Below are 22,234 nucleotides of genomic sequence, written 5' to 3' on the forward strand. Positions count from 1 at the left end.
ACGGATACCGTGCGCCGCACCATTCGACCCAGGGGGTACACATGACCGATCCGTCCCGACGTTCCGTGCTCGGCACAGCCGGGGCCATCGGCCTCGGTGCCGCCGTCGGCGGGGTGGCGGTTCCGTCCCACGCCGCCGAGGGGCCCGTCCGGGGCCCCGCCCTCGATACGGATTCCGCGCGCTCAGCACTCAACAGACTCCTGCCGCATCACGCGGAACAGTTCCGTCTCAGACTCGTCCCCGCCAACGGCGGCGTGGACCGCTTCCGGGTTTCGGGCACGACGGGGCGCATCGACGTGTCGGGGACGACGCCGGCCGTGCTGCTCACCGGGGTCCACTGGTATCTGAAGTACGTCTGCGGGGCCCATGTCGCCTGGAACGGCGACCAGCTGGACCTGCCGCGCAGGCTTCCCGCACCCTCGCGTCCGCTGGAGCGGTCCACCTCGCTCCCGCACCGGTTCGCCCTGAACGACACGAACGACGGGTACACCGCGCCGCACGCCGACTGGGCGTACTGGGAGCGCATGATCGACGTACTCGCGCTGCACGGCTGCAACGAGGTCCTGGTGATCGCGGGGGCAGAGGCTGTCTACCACCGTGTTCTCCAGGACTTCGGCTACAGCGACGCTCAGGCGCGTGCGTGGCTGCCTGCGCCTTCGCACCAGGCGTGGTGGCTGCTGCAGAACCTGTCGGGGTACGGCGGGCCGCTCTCCACGGAACTCATCGCCGACCGGGCCGAGTTGGGCCGCAAGATCGTGGACCGGCTGCGTTCGCTGGGCATGGCGCCGGTGCTGCCCGGCTACTACGGGCACGTCCCGGACGGGTTCGTGGCGCGCAACGGCGGGGACGCGCGGGTGGTGCCGCAGGGGACGTGGCACGGGTTCAAGCGGCCCGACTGGCTCGACCCCCGGACCGCTTCCTTCGGGAAGGTCGCCGCTTCGTTCTACCGTCACCAGGAGCAGCTCTTCGGGGCCGCGGACAACTTCAAGATGGACCTGCTGCACGAGGGCGGCACCCCGGGGGACGTCCCGGTGCCGGACGCGGCGCGCGGTGTGGAGGCGGCCCTGCGCACGGCGCGCCCCGGCGCGACCTGGGTGATCCTCGGCTGGGAGGCCAATCCGCTGCCCGAGCTGCTCGACGCGATCGACCGGCGGCGGATGCTGATCGTGGACGGGGTCTCCGACCGGTTCACGAGCGTCACCGACCGCGAGAAGGACTGGGGCGGCACGCCGTACGCGTTCGGCACCATCCCCAACTTCGGCGGGCGCACGACGATCGGCGCGCGGGCCCACATCTGGAACGAGAAGTTCTTCGCCTGGCGGGACAAGAGCGCAAGCGCGCTCGTGGGGACGGCGTTCATGCCGGAGGCGACGGACCGGGACCCGGCCGCCTTCGAGCTCTTCTCCGAACTGGCCTGGTCGGAGGGGAAGTTGGACCTGCGTTCCTGGTTCGACGGCTACGCGGGCTTCCGCTACGGCGGGCGCGACGCCGACGCCCGGCGGGCGTGGCGGGCGCTGCACGACACCGCCTACCGGCACACCGCCGTGGAGCGGAGCGACCCGCACGACTCGCTGTTCGCGGCGCGCCCCGACCTGGCGGCGAACCGCGCCGCCGAGTACGCGCCGCGCGCGCTGACGTACGACCCCGGCCGCTTCGACGCGGCGTTCGCCGGGCTGCTCGGGGTGCGCGGGGCGCTGCGGGGCAGTGCCGCCTACCGGTACGACGTGGTGGACGTGGCCCGGCAGGCGCTGGCGCACCGGAGCCGGCAGCTGCTGCCGCAGCTTCGGACCGCCTACCGGCGGAAGGACGCGGACACCTTCCGGGCGCTTTCGACGCTGTGGCTGCGGCTGATGCGGCTGTCGGACGAGCTGGTGGGGACGAACGCGGCTTTCCTGCTGGGCCCCTGGGTGGAGTCGGCGCGCCGGATGGGCACGAACGACGCCGAGCGGGCGGAGTTCGAGCGGACCGCGAAGGTGCTGATCACGGTCTGGGGCGACCGGCCGACGTCCGAGGGCGGAAAGCTGCACGAGTACGGGAACCGCGAATGGGCGGGCCTGATGGCCGACTTCTACGTCCCGCGCTGGCAGAAGTGGCTCGACGAGCTGGCCGACGCGCTGGCCGCGGGGCGTGAGCCGCGCGCGGTGGACTGGTTCGCGGTGGAGGAGCCGTGGACCCGGGAGCGCAAGGACTATCCCCTGCGGGGAATCGGCGACCCGTACCGGACCGCCGCCCGGGTGGGGGACGTGCTGGCCCGCGCGCCCTACCAGGGGTCGCTGGAGGTCGTCGCGGACCCGCCGTCGCTGCCGCCCGGCGGGGAGACGAGGCTTGAGGCCGTCTTCCGCAACGTCAACGGGCTGCGGGCCACGGGCCGCGTCGACTTCGAGCTGACCGGGCTCGACGCGGAGCCCTCCGGTCCGGTGTCCCTGCCGCGGGTCGCTCCGGCGGGCACGGGCAGGGTGGCGTGGCGCGCGAGCGCACCGGACACACCGCTGGACCGGCCGTTGCGGCCGCTTCCGTACGAGATCGCGGTGCGGTACGGCCCCGCGGGCGAGCGGCGGGTCCGGGCCGTGCACGAGGGAGTGCTGTTCGAGGCGGGCCCGGTGAGCGCGGGCTGGCGGAAGTACACGAACAACGGAGCGGTGTTCGGCGAGCTGGAGGGCCGCTACGCGATCAACGGAGCGGGCACGGACCTGTGGAAGGGCACGACGGAGTTCGGAACGCTGTACCGGGAGGGCGCGCTGCGGGACGGGGTCACGGTGACGGTCCGGGTCGATTCCCAGGCGGTGACGGGCCCGTGGGCGCGAGCGGGGATCATCGCGCGCAACGCGATGGGCGTGCCGGGCTCACCGGGCTTCGTCAACCTGGCGGTGACTCCGGCGAACGGAGTGGTCCTGTCGTACGACACGAACGGCGACGGAACCCTGGACACGTACAAGCGCATCACGGGAATCAAGGCACCGGTGCTGCTGCGGCTCGCGCGGGCGGGCGACGTGCTGACGGGGTCGTGCTCGGTGGACGGCGGGGCGAATTGGCGGGTGGTGGCGAGTGTGGCCGTGCCCGGGGCCGCGGGGGCGCAGGACGTGGGTCTGTTCATGAGCGCGACCAACGGGGGCGACGGGGCGCGGGGAACGGTGGAGTTCAGCGAGTGGGGGGTTGGCTGACGGGGTCGGGGCGTACGGGAGGGCTGGTTCAGGCCCCGGGGCCGGTCACGCCGTGCAAGGGTGTGGCCATGGACACTGCATGGGAGAAGCGGCTCGACCAGGCCTGGGGGTCCTTCGAGGAGTACGGGGAGGACCGTGCCTCGGAGTTTCGGGGGCTCATCGACGCCTTGGTCGACGAGTTGCCCGAGGGGAGCCCCGTCGCCCCCTTCGAGCGGGCCTGCGCCTTCGACTCCACGGGGCACTCGGACCGTGCCGTGCCCCTCTACCGCGAGGCCCTGGAGCGGGGGCTCGACGGATACCGGCGGCGGCGCACCCTGATCCAGCTCTCCAGCTCCCTGCGGAACATCGGGCGGCCGGAGGAAGGGGTCGCCCTGCTCACTCCCGAACTCGACGCGCCGAGCGACGAGTTGGATGACGCCGTACGGGCTACCCTCGCCCTCTGCCTGGCCGGCCTCGGCCGCGAGCGCGAAGGGCTCGCCCTCGTGCTCGGCGCCCTCGCGCCCCATCTCCCGCGGTACCAGCGGTCGATGGGCAACTATGCGCGAGCGCTCACAGACGGGTGACCATCCGACGATTCGCTCGTTTTGCTGAACGTGTCGTCGAATGTGAAGTCCCCCGCGCCGTCCCAGGATCTCTCCGGCGTCGTCGACGTCGAGCAGGCCGAGGCCGCCCTTGTCGAGCACTACCCACGCCTGGTGCGGCTCGCCTATCTGATCCTGCCGCCCAGCCTCGGTCGCAACCGGCGGGTCCTGACCGCCCACGCGCTGACCCAGCGTGCGCTGCCCCGCAGCCGCAGGCCGGGTGACGCGGAGGGCATTCCGGTGCAGCGCTCGGGGGACGGGCGCAACGGCGACCCCGGGTACGCCTACGTACGGCAGCGCGTCGTGGGGACGGCCCTGGACGCGGGGCTTCCGCTCAAGCGCAGGGCCTGGCCCAAGCGCTCGCAGTTGCCGCCGCTGCTCCCCCAGGTGTGGGGGCTCCGCCTCTTCCCGCAGTCCGGGGGCGCCGATGAACTCGCCCTCGATCAGCGGCTCTCGGTGCTCTCCGGTCCCGCCCGAGCCGCGTACGTGCTGCGCGGTCTCGAGCGGCTGCCCGACAGCGACGTACGCAAGGTGCTGGCCGCGGCCGGAGTCGACGAGCCGGGCGATGCGCTGGCCGAGGCCGAGGATGTGGACGCGTCGGCGTACGACCTGCTCAGGTCCCCCGAGTTCGACCCCTGCTCCTTGCAGGCGCGGCCCACCGATCTGATGCGCCGCAGGCAGCACATGAAGGCCGCGGGCGTCGCGCTGGCCGCCGCCCTGGTCTGCGGAGCGCTGCTCGGGCTGCCGGGCGACGGCTGGGGGCCCGATGGGGCCGCCGCGCCCGCGTACGCGCAGAATCCCGCCGGACAGGCCGCGCTCGACCCGGGGCAGCTGACGAAGGTCGCGGCCGGCGCGTGGAAGCGCTCGGCCCGCGCCGACTTCTCCGCGTGGCCCGCGAGGGGCGCGCTCACCGACGACGACGCACTGCTGCGGCGGGCCCTGGCCGTCTGGGCGAGGCCCGGCGAGTCGGTGCAGGTCTCCGCCACGACCGGCACGGCGGCGGGCGCGCCTCCCGGCCCCGCCCAGCTGCTCTTCGCCGGGGAGGTCGACGCGGCCCGGGTCGTGCTCCTGTACGACGGCCTGCGCATCGTGCGGTACGCCGAGCCCAAGGAAGGCACCGGCGGTGCCGCGCTGGACTTCGCGCGCGTGGACGGCGCGACCAGCACCGAGGCGGGAGCCGTGGTGGTGAACCGCGTCGACGGCAACGTGCGGTACCTGACCGCGCCCTGGGTCGGCGGTGTCGGCGTACGGGACCTGCTGAAGCCGGACAACGGCCCCGATGCCCTGAAGCGGGACGGCGACGGGGTGACCGAGCCGTTCGCCAGTCCGGCGCAGGCCCAGACGTGCACGTCCTGGAACGCGCTCCAGCTGCGGGACGACACGGGGGTGAACCGTCTCTCCACCGACCTCGGCGAACTCGTCCCGGCCCACCTCACCGCGGGCCGCCCGCAGGCCCCGCGCGAGGCATCGGCCGCGGACTGGTCCTCGACCGCCTGCTCGCTCACCGCCGCGCGCTCGAACGGCGTGCGGTCGGTGAACTCCTGGCAGTACGCGCGTCAGGCGCTGCCCGAGGCGAACGGCTCGGCGGCCTGGCTCTGCACCCGCGCCGACACGTGGCGCGGCGACGGAGGCCGGGCGCTCGCGCAGTTCCAGACGGCGGGCGCGGCGGCCGTCGCGGCGAAGGCGGAGGACTCCGCGGCGTGCGGGGCTCGGAAGCCCTCGGTGCTCGCGGGCGTGCGGTGGAAGTCCCGGGGCGGCAACTGGTACCTGCTGGGAGGCGGCAGCAGGGACATCGTTTCTGTCAGGGCCGCCGGAGGGTCGCCGACGCCCGGCAACACCCTGGCCGCGCCCCTGGAGCGGGGCGCTCGCGCCGGGCTCACCGGGCGGCTCGCGGACGGCTCGAAGGTGTCGACGCTGCGGTGAGGCGTCAGGTGTCGGACGGGGCCGGGGCGCGCAGCACCTTCTCCAGGAGCGTGACGCCGTACGTGCTCCCGTCCGCCGCCACCTTCCCCGGCAGCTCCCCCACCACCGTGTATCCCGCCGCCTCGTAGTACTCCCGCAGGCGCGGGTTGCTCGACACGCAGTCCAGGCGGCAGCGTTGCCTGCCCGCCTCCGCGATGCGCCGTTCCGCGCGCGCCAGCATCGCCCGGCCGGTGCCCGCCGGGGCGCCGCGTCGCGTCATCAGGCGGTGCACGTAGCCCGCGACGGGCGGCTGTTCGCCCCAGGCGGGCTCGTCCGCCCACCACACCTCGTACGCACCGGCGACCGTCTCGCCGTCGTACGCGAGCCAGACCTCGTCCGACGCGATGCGCCCGCGGAAGTGCGCCGCGCCCTTCTCGCCCGGCTTCCACTGGTCGATCCCCCGGTCCCGCATCCAGCGCGCGGCACCGTCGTAGAGGGCGACGAGGGTGGGGATGTCCTCTTCGCCGGCGAGGCGGTGGGTCAACTGCTCCGCTCCTGCGGGACGAGGCCGATCAGGCGGGTGATCAGCTCGGCGAACGGTCCCTCCGGCGGCTCCTCGGCGAGGATGCGGCGCAGGATCGCCGCCATCTCCTCGTCGTAGGCGGCGCTCACCGCGGCGAGCGCCGCGAAGTCGTGCACCAGCTGGAGCTCCAGTTCGGCGCGTGGAATGCGGCGTCCGTCGAGCCAGATGAGCGCGGTGGATTCGGCGAGCGAGATCCAGGAGCGGACGACCAGTTCGAGCCTGGCGGGCGGGTCGGTGATGCCCAGGTGCGCGAGGATCTGGATGTACGCCGCCTGCCGCACCGAGTCGATCAGTGCGTTGGTCGTCGAGGAGCCGACGGCCGGGCCGCCGCGCATCAGGGCGGAGAAGCCGGGGCCGTGGCCGTCCACGAAGTCCAGGAAGCGGCCCATCACGCGCAGCAGGCGGGCGCCCAGCGGGCCCTCGCGCGGTTCCACGAAGCGGTCGGCCAGATCGTCGGCGGCCCGCTGCAACGCCGCTTCGTACAGGCTGAGTTTGCCCGGGAAGTAGTGGTAGACCAGCGGTCGCGAGATGCCCGCGGCCGCCGCTATCTCGTCGATGGACACGTCGTCGGGCGAGCGGTGGCTGAACAGGTCGAGCGCGACCCCGATCAATTGCTGCCGCCGCTCCTCGACACCCATCCTGCGGCGCACCCCGGTAGTCATGCGAACACCTTACCGAGCAGATCCAGCCGTTAAAGGGGCTGGTCCGCCCCAACCGTTCACATCTCTCGTCCTGTGTCCCCCCATGTGTCTCACATGTCCAGGACGATTCGGTCCCCGCTCGCCCTCGACACACAGATCAGCATCGAGTCGGCGCGCTCGGCGTCCGTGAGCAGTTCGTCGCGGTGGTCGATCTCCCCTTCCAGGACCCGCTGTTGGCAGGTTCCACAGAAACCCTGTTCGCAGGAGTACGCGGTGTTGGGCAGCTCCGCGCGCACCGCGGACAGGACCGTGGTGCCGGCGGCCACGGAGACGGTCCGTCCGCTGCGGCGCAGTTCCACCTCGAACGTGCCGTTGCCCTCCGCGGAGGTGTGCGGCGTGAAGCGCTCCAGGTGCAGGGCGGCGCCTGCGGGCAGTGTCGCCGCCACGGCCTCCATCAGCCCCTCGGGGCCGCAGACGTGGACCGCGGTGGAGGGCGTCAGGTCCGCGAGGAAGGCGGCGAGGTCGGGGCGGCCGCCCTCGTCCTCCGCGACGACCGTGAGCCGCCCGGCGCGGGTGCCCGCCAGCTTCTCCACGTCCTCCAGGAACGGCATCGAGGCCCGGGAGCGCCCCCCGTACAGCAGCCGCCACTCGCGGCCCGCGGCCTCGACCGCCCGCAGCATGGGCAGGATCGGCGTGATGCCGATGCCGCCCGCCACGAAGACGTACGCGTCGGCGTCGGCCAGCGGGAAGCGGTTGCGCGGGCCGCGCACCTCGACCTCCGTCCCCTCCTGAAGCTGCTCGTGCACCTCGCGCGAACCGCCACGGCCGCCCTGCTCCGTGCCGATCAGGCGGGTGGCGACGGTGTACGAGGAGGTGTCCTCCGGGTCTCCGCACAGCGAGTACTGGCGGACCAGGCCCGACGGCAGGACCAGGTCCAGGTGGGCGCCCGGCTCCCAGGCGGGCAAGTTGTCGCCCTCCAGGCGCAGTTGTACGACGCCGTCGGCGACGCTCTCGTGCCGGGTGACGAGCAGGCGAAGGGCGCGCGAGCGCGGGCGGCCCGAGACCGGTTCCTCCAGGGCGGGCAGCGGCCACAGCGGGGAGGCGTCGATGCGGCGCCGCATGGCCCGCCTGGCGAGCAGGGCCGCGCCCGTGACGAGCAGGACGGTGCGCATGCGGGGCATGTCAGCGCGCTCCCTTCGGCAGCGATTCCGTCGCGGCCTCGGCGGCGGTGGCCGCCGGGGACGAGGCGAGGTAGGCGGCGGCCTGGGCGGTGCTGCCCTCGTGGGAGGGGTGGTAGGCGCGGCTCAGGTAGCGGGGGATGGAGCGGATCATGTCCGGGGTGGTGGGCAGCGTGCCCTTCTTCCCGCCCTGGTAGAAGTCCTTGAACGAGGCCTTGCCGCCGATGAGCGTGGGGTCGTTCTCCATGAAGAAGCGCGCGCCGCGCTGCCAGAGGAAGACCAGCGCGGTGAAGGCCGTGGCCCAGGTGCGGGCGCGGCGGCGGTAGCTGCCGTCGACGTGCATGAAGAGCTCGAAGGCGACGGAGCGGTGCTCGACCTCTTCCGCGCCGTGCCAGCGCAGCAGGTCCAGCATCGTCGGGTCGGCGCCCCTGCGGTCCAGCTCATCGGCGTTCAGGACCCAGTTGCCGAGGAAGGCGGTGTAGTGCTCGATGGCCGCGATGATCGCGACGCGCTCCATCAGCCACCACTTGCGGGCCTTGCCGGGCGGCAGTGTCCGGTCGCCGAGCATCTTCTCGAAGAGCCAGTCGACCTGGGCGGTGTACGGCGTGGGGTCCAGGCCCTGTTCCTTGAGGTGCGGCAGGACCTCGTCGTGGGCCTGCGCGTGCATGGCCTCCTGGCCGATGAAGCCGATCACGTCCGCGCGGAGCCGGTCGTCACGGATGTACGGCAGGACCTGCTTGTACACGTGGACGAACCAGCGTTCGCCCGCGGGCAGAAGCAGATGCAGCACGTTGATCGTGTGCGTGGCGAAGGGGTCGCCCGGCACCCAGTGCAGCGGGGTGTCCTCCCAGGAGAAGGAGACTTTGCGTGCCTTGAGCGGTATGTGCTCGGACGCGACGGGCTTCGGCTCCCGGCTCTGCGTATTAGACATGGCGTCAATGTACTGACGGGTAGGGCCATGGGTACAGGTCCGTGCGACGGTTTCTTTCAGTCCGTCCTGCGCAGCGCGAGCAGCGCGATGTCGTCCTCCCGTCCGCGCCCGAAGCAGGCGAGGAGCGTGTCGCACAGGTCGGCGACACCCCGCGGCGCGCCCGCCGCCGCGAGGCGCAGCTGCTCCATCGACACCGCCAGATCCGTGCCCCGCGTCTCGATGAGCCCGTCCGTGACCATCAGCAGGCGCTCGCTGCGCGCGAGGACCACCTCGCTCGGCTCGGGCCGGTCGAGGCCGAGCCCCAGGAGCGGCCCCTTCACGTCGAGGTACGCGGCCGTGCCCTCGTCCCGCACCACGAGCGGCGGGATGTGGCCCGCGTTGGCGATCCGCATCCGCCCGGTGGCCGGATCGACCAGGCTCAGGCACATCGTGGCCGTCACGCCCGGGTGGTAGTGCTGCAGCATCCGGTCCAGGCGCCCGGCGAGCGCGCGCGGGTCGGGGTCCTCGACGCAGTACGCGCGCAGCGCGTGCCGGATCTCGACCATCACGGTGGCCGCGTCGAGCGAGTGCCCGACGACGTCGCCGATGCCGGTCAGGACACCGAGGGGGGTGGGCAGCGCCGCGTAGAAGTCCCCGCCGATCTCCGCCTGGCGCGACGCCGGTTCGTAGCGGACGACGACGTCCGTGCCGGGCAGCTCCGGCAACTGCGCGGGCAGGAAGCTGCGTTGCAGGGTCAGCGCGACATGGCGCTCCTCCTCGTACATCAGCAGGGGTTCCGCTGCCAGCGCGGTGGCGTGGGCGAGCCGCTCGACGAGATGTCCCGTCTCGCCGGAGGGCCCTTCCTGGTACGCGGGCGTCGCGAGGCACACCAGCGTGCGCCCTTCGCGCAGCCGGGACAGGACGAGGCCCGCGTCCTCCGGCTTCCCGTCGCGCCCCAGCCCCGCCGCCCCGGCCGGGCGGAAGAACCCCGGCGGCCACAGCGGGGCCGGCACGACCGTGTGCCGCACGCCCGTGCGCCCCGACATGACGCGCCGCATCAGCCGGGCCACCGCCTCGTGCGCCTCGCCGTCCGGCAGCGAGGCGGCGGCTCTGCGCCGGGAGAGCCCCAGCTGGATCTCGCCGTCCTCGCCAAGGACGAACACCGTCGCGGGGCCGTCGGTCAGCCGCGCCGTGCCCACGGCCGCCGCGTCGGCCAGCTCGCCCAGGCAGCGCGCCGACTGCACCTCCAGGATCGTCCCGGCGAGCAGTGCGAGCCGCCCCACCCGGAGTTGGGCGTCACTGCGGCAGCGGGCGCCGCGCGCGGCGGCCCGTACGACCGCCTGGATCTCCTCGGGTTCGGCGGGCACCGTCAGATAGGACTCACCGCCCGCGTCGAGCCCCCGGCAGCGGTCGGCGGGCGGCCGTGCCGCCGCCGAGAAGTGGACGACGGGCAGGGCGGCGATGGGCGGCAACTGCTTCATGCGGCGGCAGAGTTCGTAGCCGCTCATGTCGGGCAGGCCCACGTCGACGAGCGCCACGTCCGGCAGGTCCCCCGCCCGCATCCGCACGTCGAGTTCGATCAGGGCCTCGCTCGCGCTCGCGGCGAGCAGGACGCGGTGGCCGTCCCTGCGCAGCACCGCGCTCAGCGCGTACCTGCTGGCGGGCACGTCGTCGACCACCAGAACCGTGCTGACCCTATTCACTGCCTTGCCCTTGACGCTCACGCGGGACAGCCCCTCAGGCGGCGGGACGGAGCAGGCCGACTCGTGCCTGCCCCCTTAAGCTAGCGCTCCGCCGCGTCCCTCGGGGGAAGACGGCCCCGGTGCGACCCGGATCGGTGGTGGTCACCGAACTGGACGCGTGCGCGGACTGTTTGACAGTAGAATCTCCGGCTTCGGCCTGTACGCGGTGCGAACCGCACGCGACGCCCCGCGCCTGCGTGACCTGCTGCTTCCGGACCCCCAGGAGTGGCGTTGAGGACGTTGAGGACGACGACGACGAGATCGCCGGGACGCACGGCGAGACGTCCGCACGCCCCCTCGGCGTCTCCGCGCGCCCCGGCGGCGGGCGGAACCGCGTCCGCCACCCCTCGCCCGCCCTGCGGAGGCCGGGGGCGGGCCGGGTCGCACGAATCCTCAGCAGATCGGTGTACCCGGCAGAGCCCCCTCTACGGGGCGGGCCGTCAGCCGCTCGGGCACAACACCACAGGTGAGGAGCACATCCTCGTGACCTTCGGCTTCCGTGGAACGTTCACCGGAGTGCCGCACACCCCCGTACTCCTGAAGGACTTCATGACCCAGCACGTCACCGCCGCCCTGACCGCCGACGACTCGTCCGACGATTCCGCGCGCCGCGAGTGGTGGCGCGACGCGGTCATCTACCAGGTCTATCCGCGCAGCTTCGCCGACGGCAACGGCGACGGCATGGGCGACCTGCCGGGCGCCACCGCCCGCCTCCCGCACCTCAAGCAGCTCGGCGTGGACGCCGTCTGGCTCTCCCCCTTCTACGCCTCCCCGCAGGCCGACGCCGGGTACGACGTGGCCGACTACCGCGCGGTGGACCCCATGTTCGGCACGCTGCCGGACGCCGACGACCTCGTACGCGAAGCGCACGCGCTCGGGCTGCGCGTGATCGTCGACGTGGTGCCCAACCACTGCTCGGACCAGCACAAGTGGTTCAAGCGGGCGCTGCGCGAGGGCCCGGGGTCGCCGCTGCGCGGACGCTTCCACTTCCGGCCCGGGAAGGGCGAGGACGGCCGGCAGCCGCCCAACGACTGGGAGTCCGTCTTCGGCGGCCCGGCCTGGACGCGGGTCGAGGACGGCGAGTGGTACCTCCACCTCTTCGCGCCCGAGCAGCCCGACTTCAACTGGGACCACCCGGCGGTGCACGACGAGTTCCGCTCCATCCTGCGCTTCTGGCTCGACCTCGGCGTCGACGGCTTCCGCATCGACGTGGCCCACGGCCTGGTCAAGGCCGAGGGACTGCCCGACATCGGCCACGAGGAACAGGTGAAGCTGCTCGGCAAGCAGGCCGTCCCCTACTTCGACCAGGACGGCGTGCACGAGATCTACCGCAGCTGGCGGCGGATTCTCGACGAGTACGCGGGCGAGCGGATCGCGGTGGCCGAGGCGTGGACGCCGACGGTGGAGCGCAGCGCGCGGTACCTGCGCCGGGACGAGCTGCACCAGGCCTTCAACTTCGAGTATCTGACGACCGGTTGGGACGCGGACGAGCTGCGTGCCGTCATCGACCGCTCCCTCGCCGCGATGAACGCCGTGGAGGCGCCCGCCACCTGGGTGCTCTCCAACCACGACGTCGTACGCCACTCCACCCGCTTCGCCGAGGGCGACGCGGCGCGCGGCCTGCGCCGGGCGAAGGCGGCCACGCTCCTGATGCTGGCGCTGCCCGGCTCGGCGTACATCTACCAGGGCGAGGAGCTGGGCCTGCCCGAGGTGACCGAGCTGCCGGACGAGGTGCGCCAGGACCCGGCGTTCTTCCGCAGCACGGGGCAGGACGGGACGCGGGACGGATGCCGGGTGCCGATGCCGTGGTCCGGGGAGCACCCGCCGTTCGGCTTCGGCCCGGTCGAGGGCGGCCCGAGCTGGCTGCCGCAGCCCGCCGGCTGGAAGGACCTCACGGTCGAGGCGCAGGAGGGCGACCCCACCTCCACCCTGGAGTTCTACCGCGGCGCGCTCGCCGTGCGCCGCGAGCACCCGGCCCTCGGCGCGGGCCGCGACGTGGAGTGGCTCGACGCTCCGGAGGGCGTGCTGTCCTTCCGCCGCACGGCGCCCGGGGGTTCGGTGATCTGCACGGTGAACGTCACCGCCGATCCGGTCACGATCCCCACCTGCGGCACCGTGCTCCTGTCGAGCGCCGGAATGACGCCCGGCGCCGAGGAGACGATCCTGCCGTCGGATTCAACGGTCTGGTGGGCAGCCTGAGATGCGACCGGTACAGTCCAATCCTGTGACCGCGCGACTGGCCGACATCGCAGCGCAGGCGGGGGTCAGCGAGGCGACGGTCAGCCGGGTGCTCAACGGCAAGCCCGGCGTCGCCGGTGCCACCCGCCAGTCCGTGCTTGCCGCACTCGACGTGCTCGGGTACGAGCGCCCGGTGCGGCTGCGCCGGCGCAGCGCGGGCCTCATCGGGCTGATCACGCCGGAGCTGGAGAACCCGATATTCCCCGCGCTCGCCCAGGTCATCGGGCAGGCCCTGACCCGGCAGGGGTACACGCCGGTCCTCGCGACGCAGACGCCGGGCGGTTCCACGGAGGACGAGCTGACGGAGATGCTCGTGGACCGCGGCGTCTGCGGCATCATCTTCGTCTCGGGCCTGCACGCGGACACCTCCGCCGACATGCAGCGCTACGACCAGCTGCGCGCGCAGGGCGTGCCGTTCGTCCTGGTCGACGGCTTCTCCCCCAAGGTGCAGGCGCCCTTCATCTCGCCGGACGACCGGGCGGCGATGCGCCTGGCGGTCACCCACCTCGTCTCCCTGGGGCATACACGGATCGGACTCGCCCTGGGCCCCAAGCGGTTCGTGCCCGTCCAGCGGAAGATCGAGGGGTTCGTACGCACGGTGCAGGACCAGCTGGACCTGAGTCCGCAGGAGATCGAGTCGGATCTGGTCCAGCATTCGCTGTACACGCTGGAGGGCGGGCAGGCCGCGGCGTCCGCCCTGCTCGACCGCGGCTGCACGGCCGTGGTGTGCGCGAGCGACATGATGGCCCTGGGGGCGATACGGACGGCGCGGGAGCGCGGCTTCGAGGTCCCGGACGACATCTCGGTGGTCGGATTCGACGACTCCCCGCTGATCGCGTTCACCGATCCGCCCCTGACCACGGTGCGCAAGCCCGTTCCTGCGATGGGGCAGGCGGCGGTGCGTACACTCCTCGAGGAGATCGGCGGCACGCCCGCCCCGCACAGCGAATTCGTCTTCATGCCGGAGCTGGTCGTTCGGGGTTCAACCGCTTCCGCCCCTGGGGGACGCGGTCGTCCGTAGGGCGTAGAGAATGCGGCCCGAACCAGACCTTGGGATGATCGGGCAGAGGGTCGGTATCTGGCAGACTCTGTGCCTATGGGTGAGATGACTGTGACGACACTGGAAGGCCAGCAGCGGCCCACCACATCACCCATCGCGGGCGAGCAAGAAGACCGCAATGGGCGGACATTCCTGCGTCGTCTTCGCGCGCCACGACGGCCCCGGCTCTGGTTCGAGATCCTGCTGATCGCGGTGAGTTACTGGACGTACTCCCTGGTCCGCAACGCCGTGCCGGAACAGAAGTCGCAGGCCCTGAGCAACGCCGACTGGATCTGGCGGGTGGAGCAGCACCTCGGGATCGCCGTTGAGCAGAGCGTCAACCACGCGGTGGACTCGGTGACATGGCTCATCGTCGGCATGAACTACTACTACGCGACGCTGCACTTCGTGGTGACGCTCGGTGTCCTGGTCTGGCTGTTCCGCAGCCATCCGGGACGTTATGCGGCGACCCGCATGGTTCTCTTCGCGACCACAGCCGTCGCCCTGCTCGGCTACTACCTGTATCCGCTGGCTCCCCCGCGCCTGATGAACGGCCACGACTTCATCGACACGGTGCTCGTCCACCAGACCTGGGGCTCCATGGCCTCCGGCGACCTCAAGCACATGTCGAACCAGTACGCGGCGATGCCGTCGATGCACATCGGCTGGTCCCTGTGGTGCGGCCTGACGATCTTCGCCCTGGCGTCGGCGCCGTGGGCGAAGATCCTCGGCCTGCTCTACCCGACGGCGACCCTGATCGTGATCGTGGCGACCGCCAACCACTTCTGGCTGGACGCGGTGGGCGGCATGATCTGCCTGGCGTTCGGCTTCGCGGTGGCGTGGGCCTGGTACGGGGTGATGCCGCACCGACTGCCGCGCGAGGTGGCGTTGCGTGACGGGCGGGAGCGGGCGTCGCTGCTGCCGGCCAAGGTCAGGGCCAGGTTCAGGGCCTGAGCCGAGCCCTGCCCCGCCCCTGTCACTGATGACGGTGGGTGATGTGCCCCCCGGACACGGTCAGCCGGATCGGTGCCTGCGCGACCTCGTCGGCGGGCGCCTCCACGGGGTCGATCCCGAAGGCCGTGAGGTCCGCGCGGAAACCGGGGGCGATCCGCCCCGCCACCGCCCCCTCCCCGGCCGCGGTAGCGGCGTGCGAGGTGCACCCCTCCAGAGCCATCAGCCCCGTGAGACCGGCCCCCGCCGATGCCGCTCCACGGGGCGCCCGCGCGGTGGCGAGGACCTGCCGCGCGTCATAGTGCGCGATGGGCCAGTCCGAGCCCAGCGCCACGACCGCTCCGGCGTCCCGCAGGTCCCGGGTACGCCAGGCCCTCGCGGCCCGCTCGTCTCCCAGCCGCTTGGACCACTCGTCGGTGTGGTCGGCGCGCGTGTACGCGGTGTGCGGGGGCTGCATGGAGGCGATGACGCCGAGCTCCGCGAAGCGCGGGACGGTGTCGTCCGGGACGGTCTCGATGTGCTCGATCCGGTGCGCGAGGCGCCCGCCGGGGCCCAGCGACGCGACGGTGTCGAGCACGTGCCGCACCGCGGCGTCCCCGATGGCGTGGGTCGCCGTCCGCACTCCGGCCGCGTGCAGGTGCCGTACGGCGTCCGCGTACGCCTCCGGGTCCGGCCAGAAGGCGTCGGTCCCCTGCCCGTGGCAGTCCGCGTGCTCCAGCCAGGCGGTGCCGCCCTCGACGGTGCCGTCCATGAAGAACTTGGCCCCGCCGATCCGCCAGTGCCGCCCGCGCTCGCCCTGCAGGGCGACGATCTCGTCCAGGCCGTCCTTGTCGACGCCCGGCATGCACCAGGGGGCGAGCAGCAGCCGCAGGGGGAGCTCCGTCCGCGCCTCGGCCGAGGCGAGCAGTCCGGGTACGTCGTCGCCGCCGAGGTCCATGACATGGGCGCCGGTCAGTCCGGTGGCCGCCATCGCGGAGAGCAGTTCGACCAGGCGGGTGCGGCGCTCGGCGTGGGAGGGGCGGGGCAGTACGTCGTTCAGGAGGTCCATCGCGGCGTGCTCGACGAGGTGGCCCGTGGGGCGCCCCGCGTCGTCGCAGACGACGGTGGCGCGCTGGGTGAAGGTGCGCGGGCCGGTGATGCCGGCGGCGCTCAGGGCGGCGCCGCTGGCCAGGGCGGAGTGGCCGTCGTAGAGGCGGATGAAGGCGGGTGCGCCGTCCAGGGCGTCCTCGACGAGGTCGCGGTGGACCGGCCGCCCGCCGAAGGCGTTGTGGTCCAGCCCCCAGGCGACGACCCATCCGTCGACACGGGCTGCCGTACGCAGGGCCCCGCGGAGCCCGTCCAGGTCGGCCACGGCCGAGAGATCGAGCCCCGTGGCCATCTCCAGCCCCCAGACGGGGTGACTGTGGGAGTCGACGAGACCGGGCGTGAGAGTGGCCCCGCCGAGGTGCACGGTCTCGGTCCGGGGGCCGCGCAAGGCGCGTACGTCTGCTTCGTCTCCGACCGCTGCGATGTGTCCGTCGCGGACGGCGAGGGCGATGGCCTGGGGGTTGGTGGGGTCGAGGGTGCGGATGTTGGCGCCGGTGAGGATGAGGTCGGCGGGGGGCAAGGGGGACTCCGTTCAGGGGTGGGTCGTTGGTTGGTTGCGGTCAATGCGGCCCGGCGGGGCTCTCCCCAATCCCGCCCCTTCCCGAAACGGGGGGGCTCCGCCCCCAGACCCCGCTCCTCAAACGCCGGAGGGGCTGAAAGACATGTCCGGACCGGCGGGAAATCTCAGCCCGTCGTGGGGGTCCCCCCTGCTCTTCAAGAGCTTGGGGGAGTTTGAGGACGAACTCGGCGGAGCCGGTGATGACGGCACGCAAGGCCCCCGCGCCAGAGCGGGTTTTCGGGGAGGGGTGGGGTTGGGGACAAATCAGTTCGGCTCAGTTCGGCTCGCTGGCGAAGCCCTCGTACACCTCCGGACGGCGGCGGCGCAGCCGCATCGCCAGGGCCAGGCCCAGGACGAAGACGGCCGGAGCGACACCCACCAGGATGGTGTTCACGAACGGACTCGCCCCGGTGAAGACGTCGATGTGCGTGGCGACCAGGACCAGCGCCACGCTCAGCAGCACCGTAGCCACCACCGGCGCGACCACCGTCCGCAGCGCACCCTCCGCATGGGATATGCGCCGGAAGTAGAAAGGCACCGCGATCGCCGCGATCAGCTGGAGCGCCAACAGACCGATCATCCCGGGGGTGTTGACCCACAGCAGCAGTTGAGCGTAAGGATCAGCGCCCGCCGCGGCGAAGGCGACGACGACCACCGCCCCGAGCACCGTCTGCGCCGCCCCCGCCAGATACGGCGACCGATGCCGCCCGTGCACCCGCCCGAGCGCCTTGGGCAGCACACCCTCCTCCGCGAGCCCGAGCGTGTACCGGTTGATCGCGTTGTGGAAGGCGAGCAGCGACGCCAGCACGCTCGTGACGATCAGCACGTGCATCAGGTCCGCGGCCCAGCCGCCCACATAGGTGGTGATGGCCGAGAAGAAGAGGCCCGCCGGGTCCGATCCCGCCGCCTTGACCACGGCCTCGTCGCCGAAGGCCTGGATCACCGTCCAGACGACGAAGGCGTAGAAGAGCCCGAGGAACGCCACCGCGATGTACGTCGCGCGCGGCACCGTACGGTCCGGATCGCGCGCCTCGCGGCGGTAGATGACGGTCGACTCGAATCCGGTGAACGCCGCGAAGGCGAAGGCGAGTACGGCGGCCGTGCCGGGGACGAAGACGTTGTCCGGGGAGAAGCCGTCCAGGCTCAGGCCCTCCGCGCCGCCTCCCTCGACGAGGACGCCGCCCGCGAGCAGCACCAGGATGCCGGTCTCGGCGACGAGCAGTACGCCGAGCAGCTTCGCGCCGAAGTCGATCGAGCGGTACCCGGCGTACCAGACCAGGAGCAGCCCGGCGAGGGACACCGGGAGCCAGGGAACGTCCGCGCCGAACAGGGCGTGGGCGGTGTCCTGCGTGGCGGTGCCCAGGAGTCCGTAGACGCCGATCTCCATGCCGTTGTAGCCGAGCATGGCGAGCAGGGCGGCGGCGATGCCCGCGGGGCGGCCGAGGCCGCGCGTGATGTACGCGTAGAAGGCGCCGCCGCTGCGGACGTGGCGGCTCATCGCGGTGAATCCGACGGCGAAGACGGCGAGCGTGATCCCGGCGAGCAGATAGCCCACGGGTGCGCCGATGCCGCCCAGGGAGATGGCGATGGGGGCGACGCCCGCCATGACGGTGAGCGGGGCGGCGGCCGAGACGACGAAGAAGGCGATGTCGGCGGTGCCGAGCGAGCCGCTGCGGAGCGTGGGCTCGGCGGTGTCGCGGGTGTCGCGCACGGATGGCGGCGGCTCTGGGGAGGTGACGGACATGCGCAGGGAAGCCCTTCTGCGGCGGGCGGGGGCAGGGAGCCCCGGGGTCGAGGCGGCGGGGATGGGGCCACCCGACCCCGAAACCTAAAGGCTTTCGGTTTCGGCAATGTAGCCTCTCGTCAGACTTTCGGGAAGGCCTCGCCGCGGAGTCCGCCTTGGACCTCGCCGCGGACTCCGCCACGGAGGGCAGCAGGCGGGCAGCCGAAGAGAATCGGGGATCAGGAACCATGGGACGGCCGCGCACCCCCCTGCTCGACAGGGACCGCATCACGACGACCGCGCTCGCCCTCGTCGACGAGAAGGGCGACTTCAGCGTCCCGCAGATCGCCAAGCGCCTCGGCGCGCAGACCGGCTCCGTCTACCACCACGTGGACGGCCGCGACGGCATCGTCGAGCTGCTGCGGGAGCGGGTGAGCGACGCGATCGACACCGCCACCCTGGACCCGCGCCTCCCCTGGGACGACGCCCTGTCCGCCTGGGCCCGCTCCTACCGCGCCGCCTTCGCGGCCCACCCCAAGGTCATCCCGCTCCTGATGACCTCACCGGTGCGCGCACCACGCGTACTGGAGCAGTACGAACGCGCGGTGACGCTGCTGATCGATGCCGGGTTCGCCCTCGCGGACGTCATGCCGGTGATCATCGCCCTGGAGAACCTGGTGCTCGGCTCGGCGCTCGACCTGGCGGCGCCGGAGGCCATGTGGGAGCTGCCGGACGAGACGGCGACGCCCGCGCTCGCACGGGCCCTGGACGCGGTGCCGCGGGGCCGCGCCGACCGCGCCTTCGAGCTGGCGCTCACGGGGTTCCTGGCGCACGCGCGGACCTTGCTGTAGCAGGACCGTGCTGGAGAAGCCCCTGGAGAGACGGGCCCCACGCTTCGTGGAAGCCCCTGGCCTACGCGGCACCTACGCCCCGTAGAACCTCTCCTCCATCACGGCCCGCGCCCTGCGCGTGATCCGCCGGTAGTCGTCCAGCATGTCCCCCACGTGCCCGGGGTCGTACCCCAAGTACCGCCCGACCGCCGCGAGTTCGCGTCCGTCCGAGGGGAACGTGTCCCCGGCCCGGCCGCGCACCAGCATCACCGCGTTGCGCACCCGCGTGGCGAGGACCCATGCCTCGTCCAGGATCGCCGCGTCCTCGGTCGGGATCAGTTCGGCCGCGCAGGCCGCCGCGAGGGCCACCCGGGTGCGGGTGGTGCGCAGGCCCGGTTCGACCCAGCCGTGGGTCAACTGCATGAGCTGGACGGTCCATTCGACGTCCGAGAGGCCGCCGCGACCCAGCTTCGTGTGGAGGGTGGGGTCCGATCCGCGCGGCATGCGCTCGGCCTCCATGCGGGCCTTCAGGCGGCGGATCTCGCGGACCGCGTCCTCGCCCAGGCCCTCCGCCGGATAGCGCAGCGGGTCCACGAGGTCGATGAAGGCGCGGCCCAACTCCGCGTCACCGGCGACCGGTTCGGCCCGGATCAGGGCCTGGGACTCCCAGACCAGGGACCAGCGGCGGTAGTAGGCCTCGTACGAGGCGAGGGTGCGCACCAGCGGTCCGCTCCTGCCCTCCGGGCGCAGATCCGCGTCGATCAGCAACGGCGGGTCAGCGCTGGGGAGTTGCAGAAGTCTGCGCATCTCGGAGACCACCTGGGAGGCCGCCTTCGCCGCCTCCTGGTCGCTCACGCCCTCGCGCGGCTCGTGGACGAAGAGGACGTCCGCGTCCGAGCCGTAGGCCAGTTCGTGGCCGCCGAAGCGGCCCATGCCGATCACCGTGAACCGCACCGGCAGCGTGTCGCCCCAGCCTTCGCGGACCACCGCGCGCAGCGTCCCGGCGATCGTTGCCGCCGTGAGGTCGGAGACCGCGTCGCCCACCCGGTCCACCAGCTCGCCGGGGTCCGCCGCGGCGGGGCTCTCCTCCGTGCCGTACGAGCCGATGATGTCGGCCGCCGTCGTGCGGAACAGCTCGCGACGGCGGACGCCGCGCGCCGCCGTCACCGCCTGTTCGGCGCCGTCCGCGCGGCCCACCGCGGCCAGGACCTCCTGCTCCAGGTGGGCGTGGTCGCGCGGTTCGAGGCCGCGCTGGTCGCCGAGCAGGGCCACCGCTTCGGGGGCGCGCAGGAGGAGGTCGGGGGCGAGGCGTCCGGCGGACAGGACGCGGGCCAGGTTCTCGGCTGCCGCGCCTTCGTCGCGCAGGAGCCGCAGATACCAGGGGGTCTTGCCGAGCGCGTCGGACACCTTGCGGAAGTTCAGGAGACCCGCGTCGGGGTCCGCCGAGTCCGCGAACCAGCCGAGCAGCACGGGCAGCAGGGTGCGCTGGATCGCCGCCTTGCGGGTGACGCCCGAGGCGAGGGCCTCCAGGTGGCGCAGGGCGGCCGCGGGGTCGTGGTAGCCGAGGGCGACCAGGCGGGCGCGGGCCGCCTCCGTGCTCAACCGGGTCTCGACGGGGGCGAGTTGGGCCACGGCGTCCAGGAGCGGGCGGTAGAAGAGCTTCTCGTGCAGACGGCGCACGACCGAGGTGTGCCGCTTCCACGCGCGGTTCAGCTCGGTGATCGGCTCCGTGCGCATGCCCAGGGAGCGGCCGATGCGCCGCAGGTCGGCGTCGTCCTCGGGGATCAGGTGGGTGCGCCGCATCTTGAACAGCTGGATGCGGTGCTCCAGGGAGCGCAGGAAGCGGTAGGCGTCGTCGAGCTGGACCGCGTCCACGCGCCCCACGTAGCCGCCGGCCGCGAGTGCCTCCAGGGCCACCAGGGTCGAGCCGCTGCGGATCGAGGTGTCGCCGCGGCCGTGCACCAACTGCAGGAGCTGTACGGCGAATTCGACGTCCCGCAGGCCTCCGGGGCCCAGCTTCACCTCGCGGTCGACCTCGCCCGCCGGGATGTTCGCCACGACCCGGCGGCGCATCTTCTGCACGTCGGGCACGAAGTTGTCGCGCTCGGCCGCGTGCCAGACGAGGGGTGCGAGGGTGCTGACGTACTCCTCGCCGAGCGCCAGGTCACCGGCCACCGGGCGGGCCTTGAGCAGCGCCTGGAACTCCCAGGTCTTGGCCCAGCGCTGGTAGTAGGCGAGGTGGCTGCTGAGGGTGCGCACCAGGGGCCCGTTGCGGCCCTCCGGGCGGAGGTTGGCGTCGACCGGCCAGATGGTGCCCTCGACCGTGGTCTCCGAGCAGATCCGCATCATGTGCGAGGCGAGCCGGGTGGCGGCCTGGATGGCCTTGCCCTCGTCGGCCGCGTCCGTGCCGCCTGTGCCTTCTGCGGGTTCGCCGACGAAGATGACGTCGACGTCCGACACGTAATTCAGCTCGTGGCCACCGCACTTGCCCATCGCGATGACCGCGAGCCTGCACCGCGCGGCGTCCGCGGGCGCCGCCGCCTGGGCCATGGCGAGCGCGGCGCGCAGGGTCGCCGTCGCCAGGTCGGCGAGCTCGGCGGCGGCCTCGGCGACGTCCGTCGTGCCGCAGACGTCACGGGCCGCTATGGCCAGCAGGCAGCGGCGGTAGGAGACGCGCAGCGAGACCGGGTCGGTGGCGTCGGAGAGCCCGTGCTCGAACTCCTCGACGCCGGGGTGCAGGTCGGCGAGCTCGTACGTGACCAGGGCACGCCAGTCGCGGGGGTGCCTGGCCAGGTGGTCGGCCAGGGCCTCGGAGGCGCCGAGCACGCCGAGCAGCCGGTCGCGCAGCGGCTTGGCGCTGACCAGGGTGTCGAGCAGCTCCCGGCAGCTGGTCTCGTCGGGCTGCCCCTCGACCAGGCGTACGAGGCCGAGGAGCGCCAGGTCCGGGTCGGCGACGGCGCCCAGGGCGTCGAGCAGCACCGGATCGCTGCGCACCGCGGACAGCTCGGGCGCGTCGAGGAGCCGTTCGGCGGTGGACGGATCGGTGAAGCCATGCCGCAGCAGTCGCGTGAACGTGCTGCTTCTGCGCCCTTGCGGCACCGTCATCCCCG

Annotated in this window: 15 protein-coding genes; 7 read left to right on the forward strand and 8 right to left on the reverse strand. The window is 72.7% G+C overall.

What is annotated here, in order from left to right; genetic code table 11:
• The first annotated feature begins 41 nt into the window (after positions 1–41).
• The 3 genes from ACIGXX_RS11275 (at position 42) to ACIGXX_RS11285 (ending at position 5,665) form a co-directional block, all read left to right on the forward strand.
• A complete protein-coding gene (locus ACIGXX_RS11275; RefSeq protein WP_399974786.1) occupies positions 42–3,161 on the forward strand; it encodes an alpha-N-acetylglucosaminidase in 3,120 nt (1,039 codons plus the stop codon).
• 68 nt (positions 3,162–3,229) lie between these two features.
• Entirely contained in the window at positions 3,230–3,724 is a 495-nt protein-coding gene (locus tag ACIGXX_RS11280; protein ID WP_399974789.1) for a tetratricopeptide repeat protein, read from the forward strand.
• Positions 3,725–3,745: 21 nt separating this feature from the next.
• The gene (locus ACIGXX_RS11285) at positions 3,746–5,665 is read left to right on the forward strand and encodes a hypothetical protein (RefSeq protein WP_399974792.1); all 1,920 of its coding nucleotides are present in this window, start codon (positions 3,746–3,748) and stop codon (positions 5,663–5,665) included.
• A 4-nt stretch (positions 5,666–5,669) separates the two neighbouring features.
• On the opposite strand, the gene ACIGXX_RS11290 is transcribed toward ACIGXX_RS11285, so the two are convergent.
• The 5 genes from ACIGXX_RS11290 to ACIGXX_RS11310 all read right to left on the reverse strand — a co-directional run bounded on the left by ACIGXX_RS11290 (position 5,670) and on the right by ACIGXX_RS11310 (position 10,680).
• Positions 5,670–6,188, reverse strand: a complete 519-nt coding sequence (locus ACIGXX_RS11290; protein WP_351159635.1) for a GNAT family N-acetyltransferase — start codon at positions 6,186–6,188, stop codon at positions 5,670–5,672.
• Entirely contained in the window at positions 6,185–6,889 is a 705-nt protein-coding gene (locus ACIGXX_RS11295; protein ID WP_351159637.1) for a TetR/AcrR family transcriptional regulator, read from the reverse strand. Before ACIGXX_RS11295 ends, ACIGXX_RS11290 begins: the two co-directional genes overlap by 4 nt.
• 89 nt (positions 6,890–6,978) lie before the next feature.
• Complete coding sequence (locus ACIGXX_RS11300; protein WP_399974796.1) at positions 6,979–8,049, reverse strand: PDR/VanB family oxidoreductase; 1,071 nt, start codon at positions 8,047–8,049, stop codon at positions 6,979–6,981.
• Position 8,050: 1 nt separating this feature from the next.
• Positions 8,051–8,977 carry a metal-dependent hydrolase gene (locus ACIGXX_RS11305; RefSeq protein WP_351159643.1) on the reverse strand — a complete coding sequence of 309 codons (927 nt, stop codon included), beginning with the start codon at positions 8,975–8,977 and terminating at the stop codon, positions 8,051–8,053.
• Positions 8,978–9,033: 56 nt separating this feature from the next.
• A complete protein-coding gene (locus tag ACIGXX_RS11310; RefSeq protein ID WP_361462876.1) occupies positions 9,034–10,680 on the reverse strand; it encodes a fused response regulator/phosphatase in 1,647 nt (548 codons plus the stop codon).
• Between the two features lie 567 nt (positions 10,681–11,247).
• On the opposite strand from ACIGXX_RS11310, the gene ACIGXX_RS11315 reads away from it, so the two are divergent.
• From ACIGXX_RS11315 to ACIGXX_RS11325, 3 genes are all read left to right on the forward strand, one after another.
• Entirely contained in the window at positions 11,248–12,897 is a 1,650-nt protein-coding gene (locus ACIGXX_RS11315) for a glycoside hydrolase family 13 protein (protein ID WP_351160648.1), read from the forward strand.
• A 25-nt stretch (positions 12,898–12,922) separates the two neighbouring features.
• Entirely contained in the window at positions 12,923–13,957 is a 1,035-nt protein-coding gene (locus tag ACIGXX_RS11320; protein ID WP_351159648.1) for a LacI family DNA-binding transcriptional regulator, read from the forward strand.
• 75 nt (positions 13,958–14,032) lie between these two features.
• A complete protein-coding gene (locus ACIGXX_RS11325) occupies positions 14,033–14,929 on the forward strand; it encodes a phosphatase PAP2 family protein (protein ID WP_351159651.1) in 897 nt (298 codons plus the stop codon).
• A gap of 22 nt (positions 14,930–14,951) precedes the next feature.
• Here ACIGXX_RS11325 and ACIGXX_RS11330 read toward each other — a convergent pair whose 3' ends face one another.
• The gene (locus ACIGXX_RS11330) at positions 14,952–16,532 is read right to left on the reverse strand and encodes an amidohydrolase (protein ID WP_399974801.1); all 1,581 of its coding nucleotides are present in this window, start codon (positions 16,530–16,532) and stop codon (positions 14,952–14,954) included.
• A gap of 313 nt (positions 16,533–16,845) precedes the next feature.
• Complete coding sequence (locus ACIGXX_RS11335; RefSeq protein ID WP_361462863.1) at positions 16,846–18,315, reverse strand: APC family permease; 1,470 nt, start codon at positions 18,313–18,315, stop codon at positions 16,846–16,848.
• A gap of 227 nt (positions 18,316–18,542) precedes the next feature.
• On the opposite strand from ACIGXX_RS11335, the gene ACIGXX_RS11340 reads away from it, so the two are divergent.
• Positions 18,543–19,145: a TetR/AcrR family transcriptional regulator C-terminal domain-containing protein gene (locus tag ACIGXX_RS11340; protein WP_351159659.1), complete on the forward strand. Its 603-nt coding sequence runs from the start codon at positions 18,543–18,545 to the stop codon at positions 19,143–19,145.
• A gap of 72 nt (positions 19,146–19,217) precedes the next feature.
• On the opposite strand, the gene ACIGXX_RS11345 is transcribed toward ACIGXX_RS11340, so the two are convergent.
• On the reverse strand, positions 19,218–22,229 hold the full coding sequence (locus ACIGXX_RS11345) for a bifunctional [glutamine synthetase] adenylyltransferase/[glutamine synthetase]-adenylyl-L-tyrosine phosphorylase (RefSeq protein WP_366462684.1): 3,012 nt from the start codon (positions 22,227–22,229) through the stop codon (positions 19,218–19,220).
• Between the last annotated feature and the right edge of the window lie 5 nt (positions 22,230–22,234).

Origin of the sequence: Streptomyces sp. NPDC055243, from assembly GCF_044544025.1 — a bacterium.
Lineage (GTDB): Bacteria > Actinomycetota > Actinomycetes > Streptomycetales > Streptomycetaceae > Streptomyces.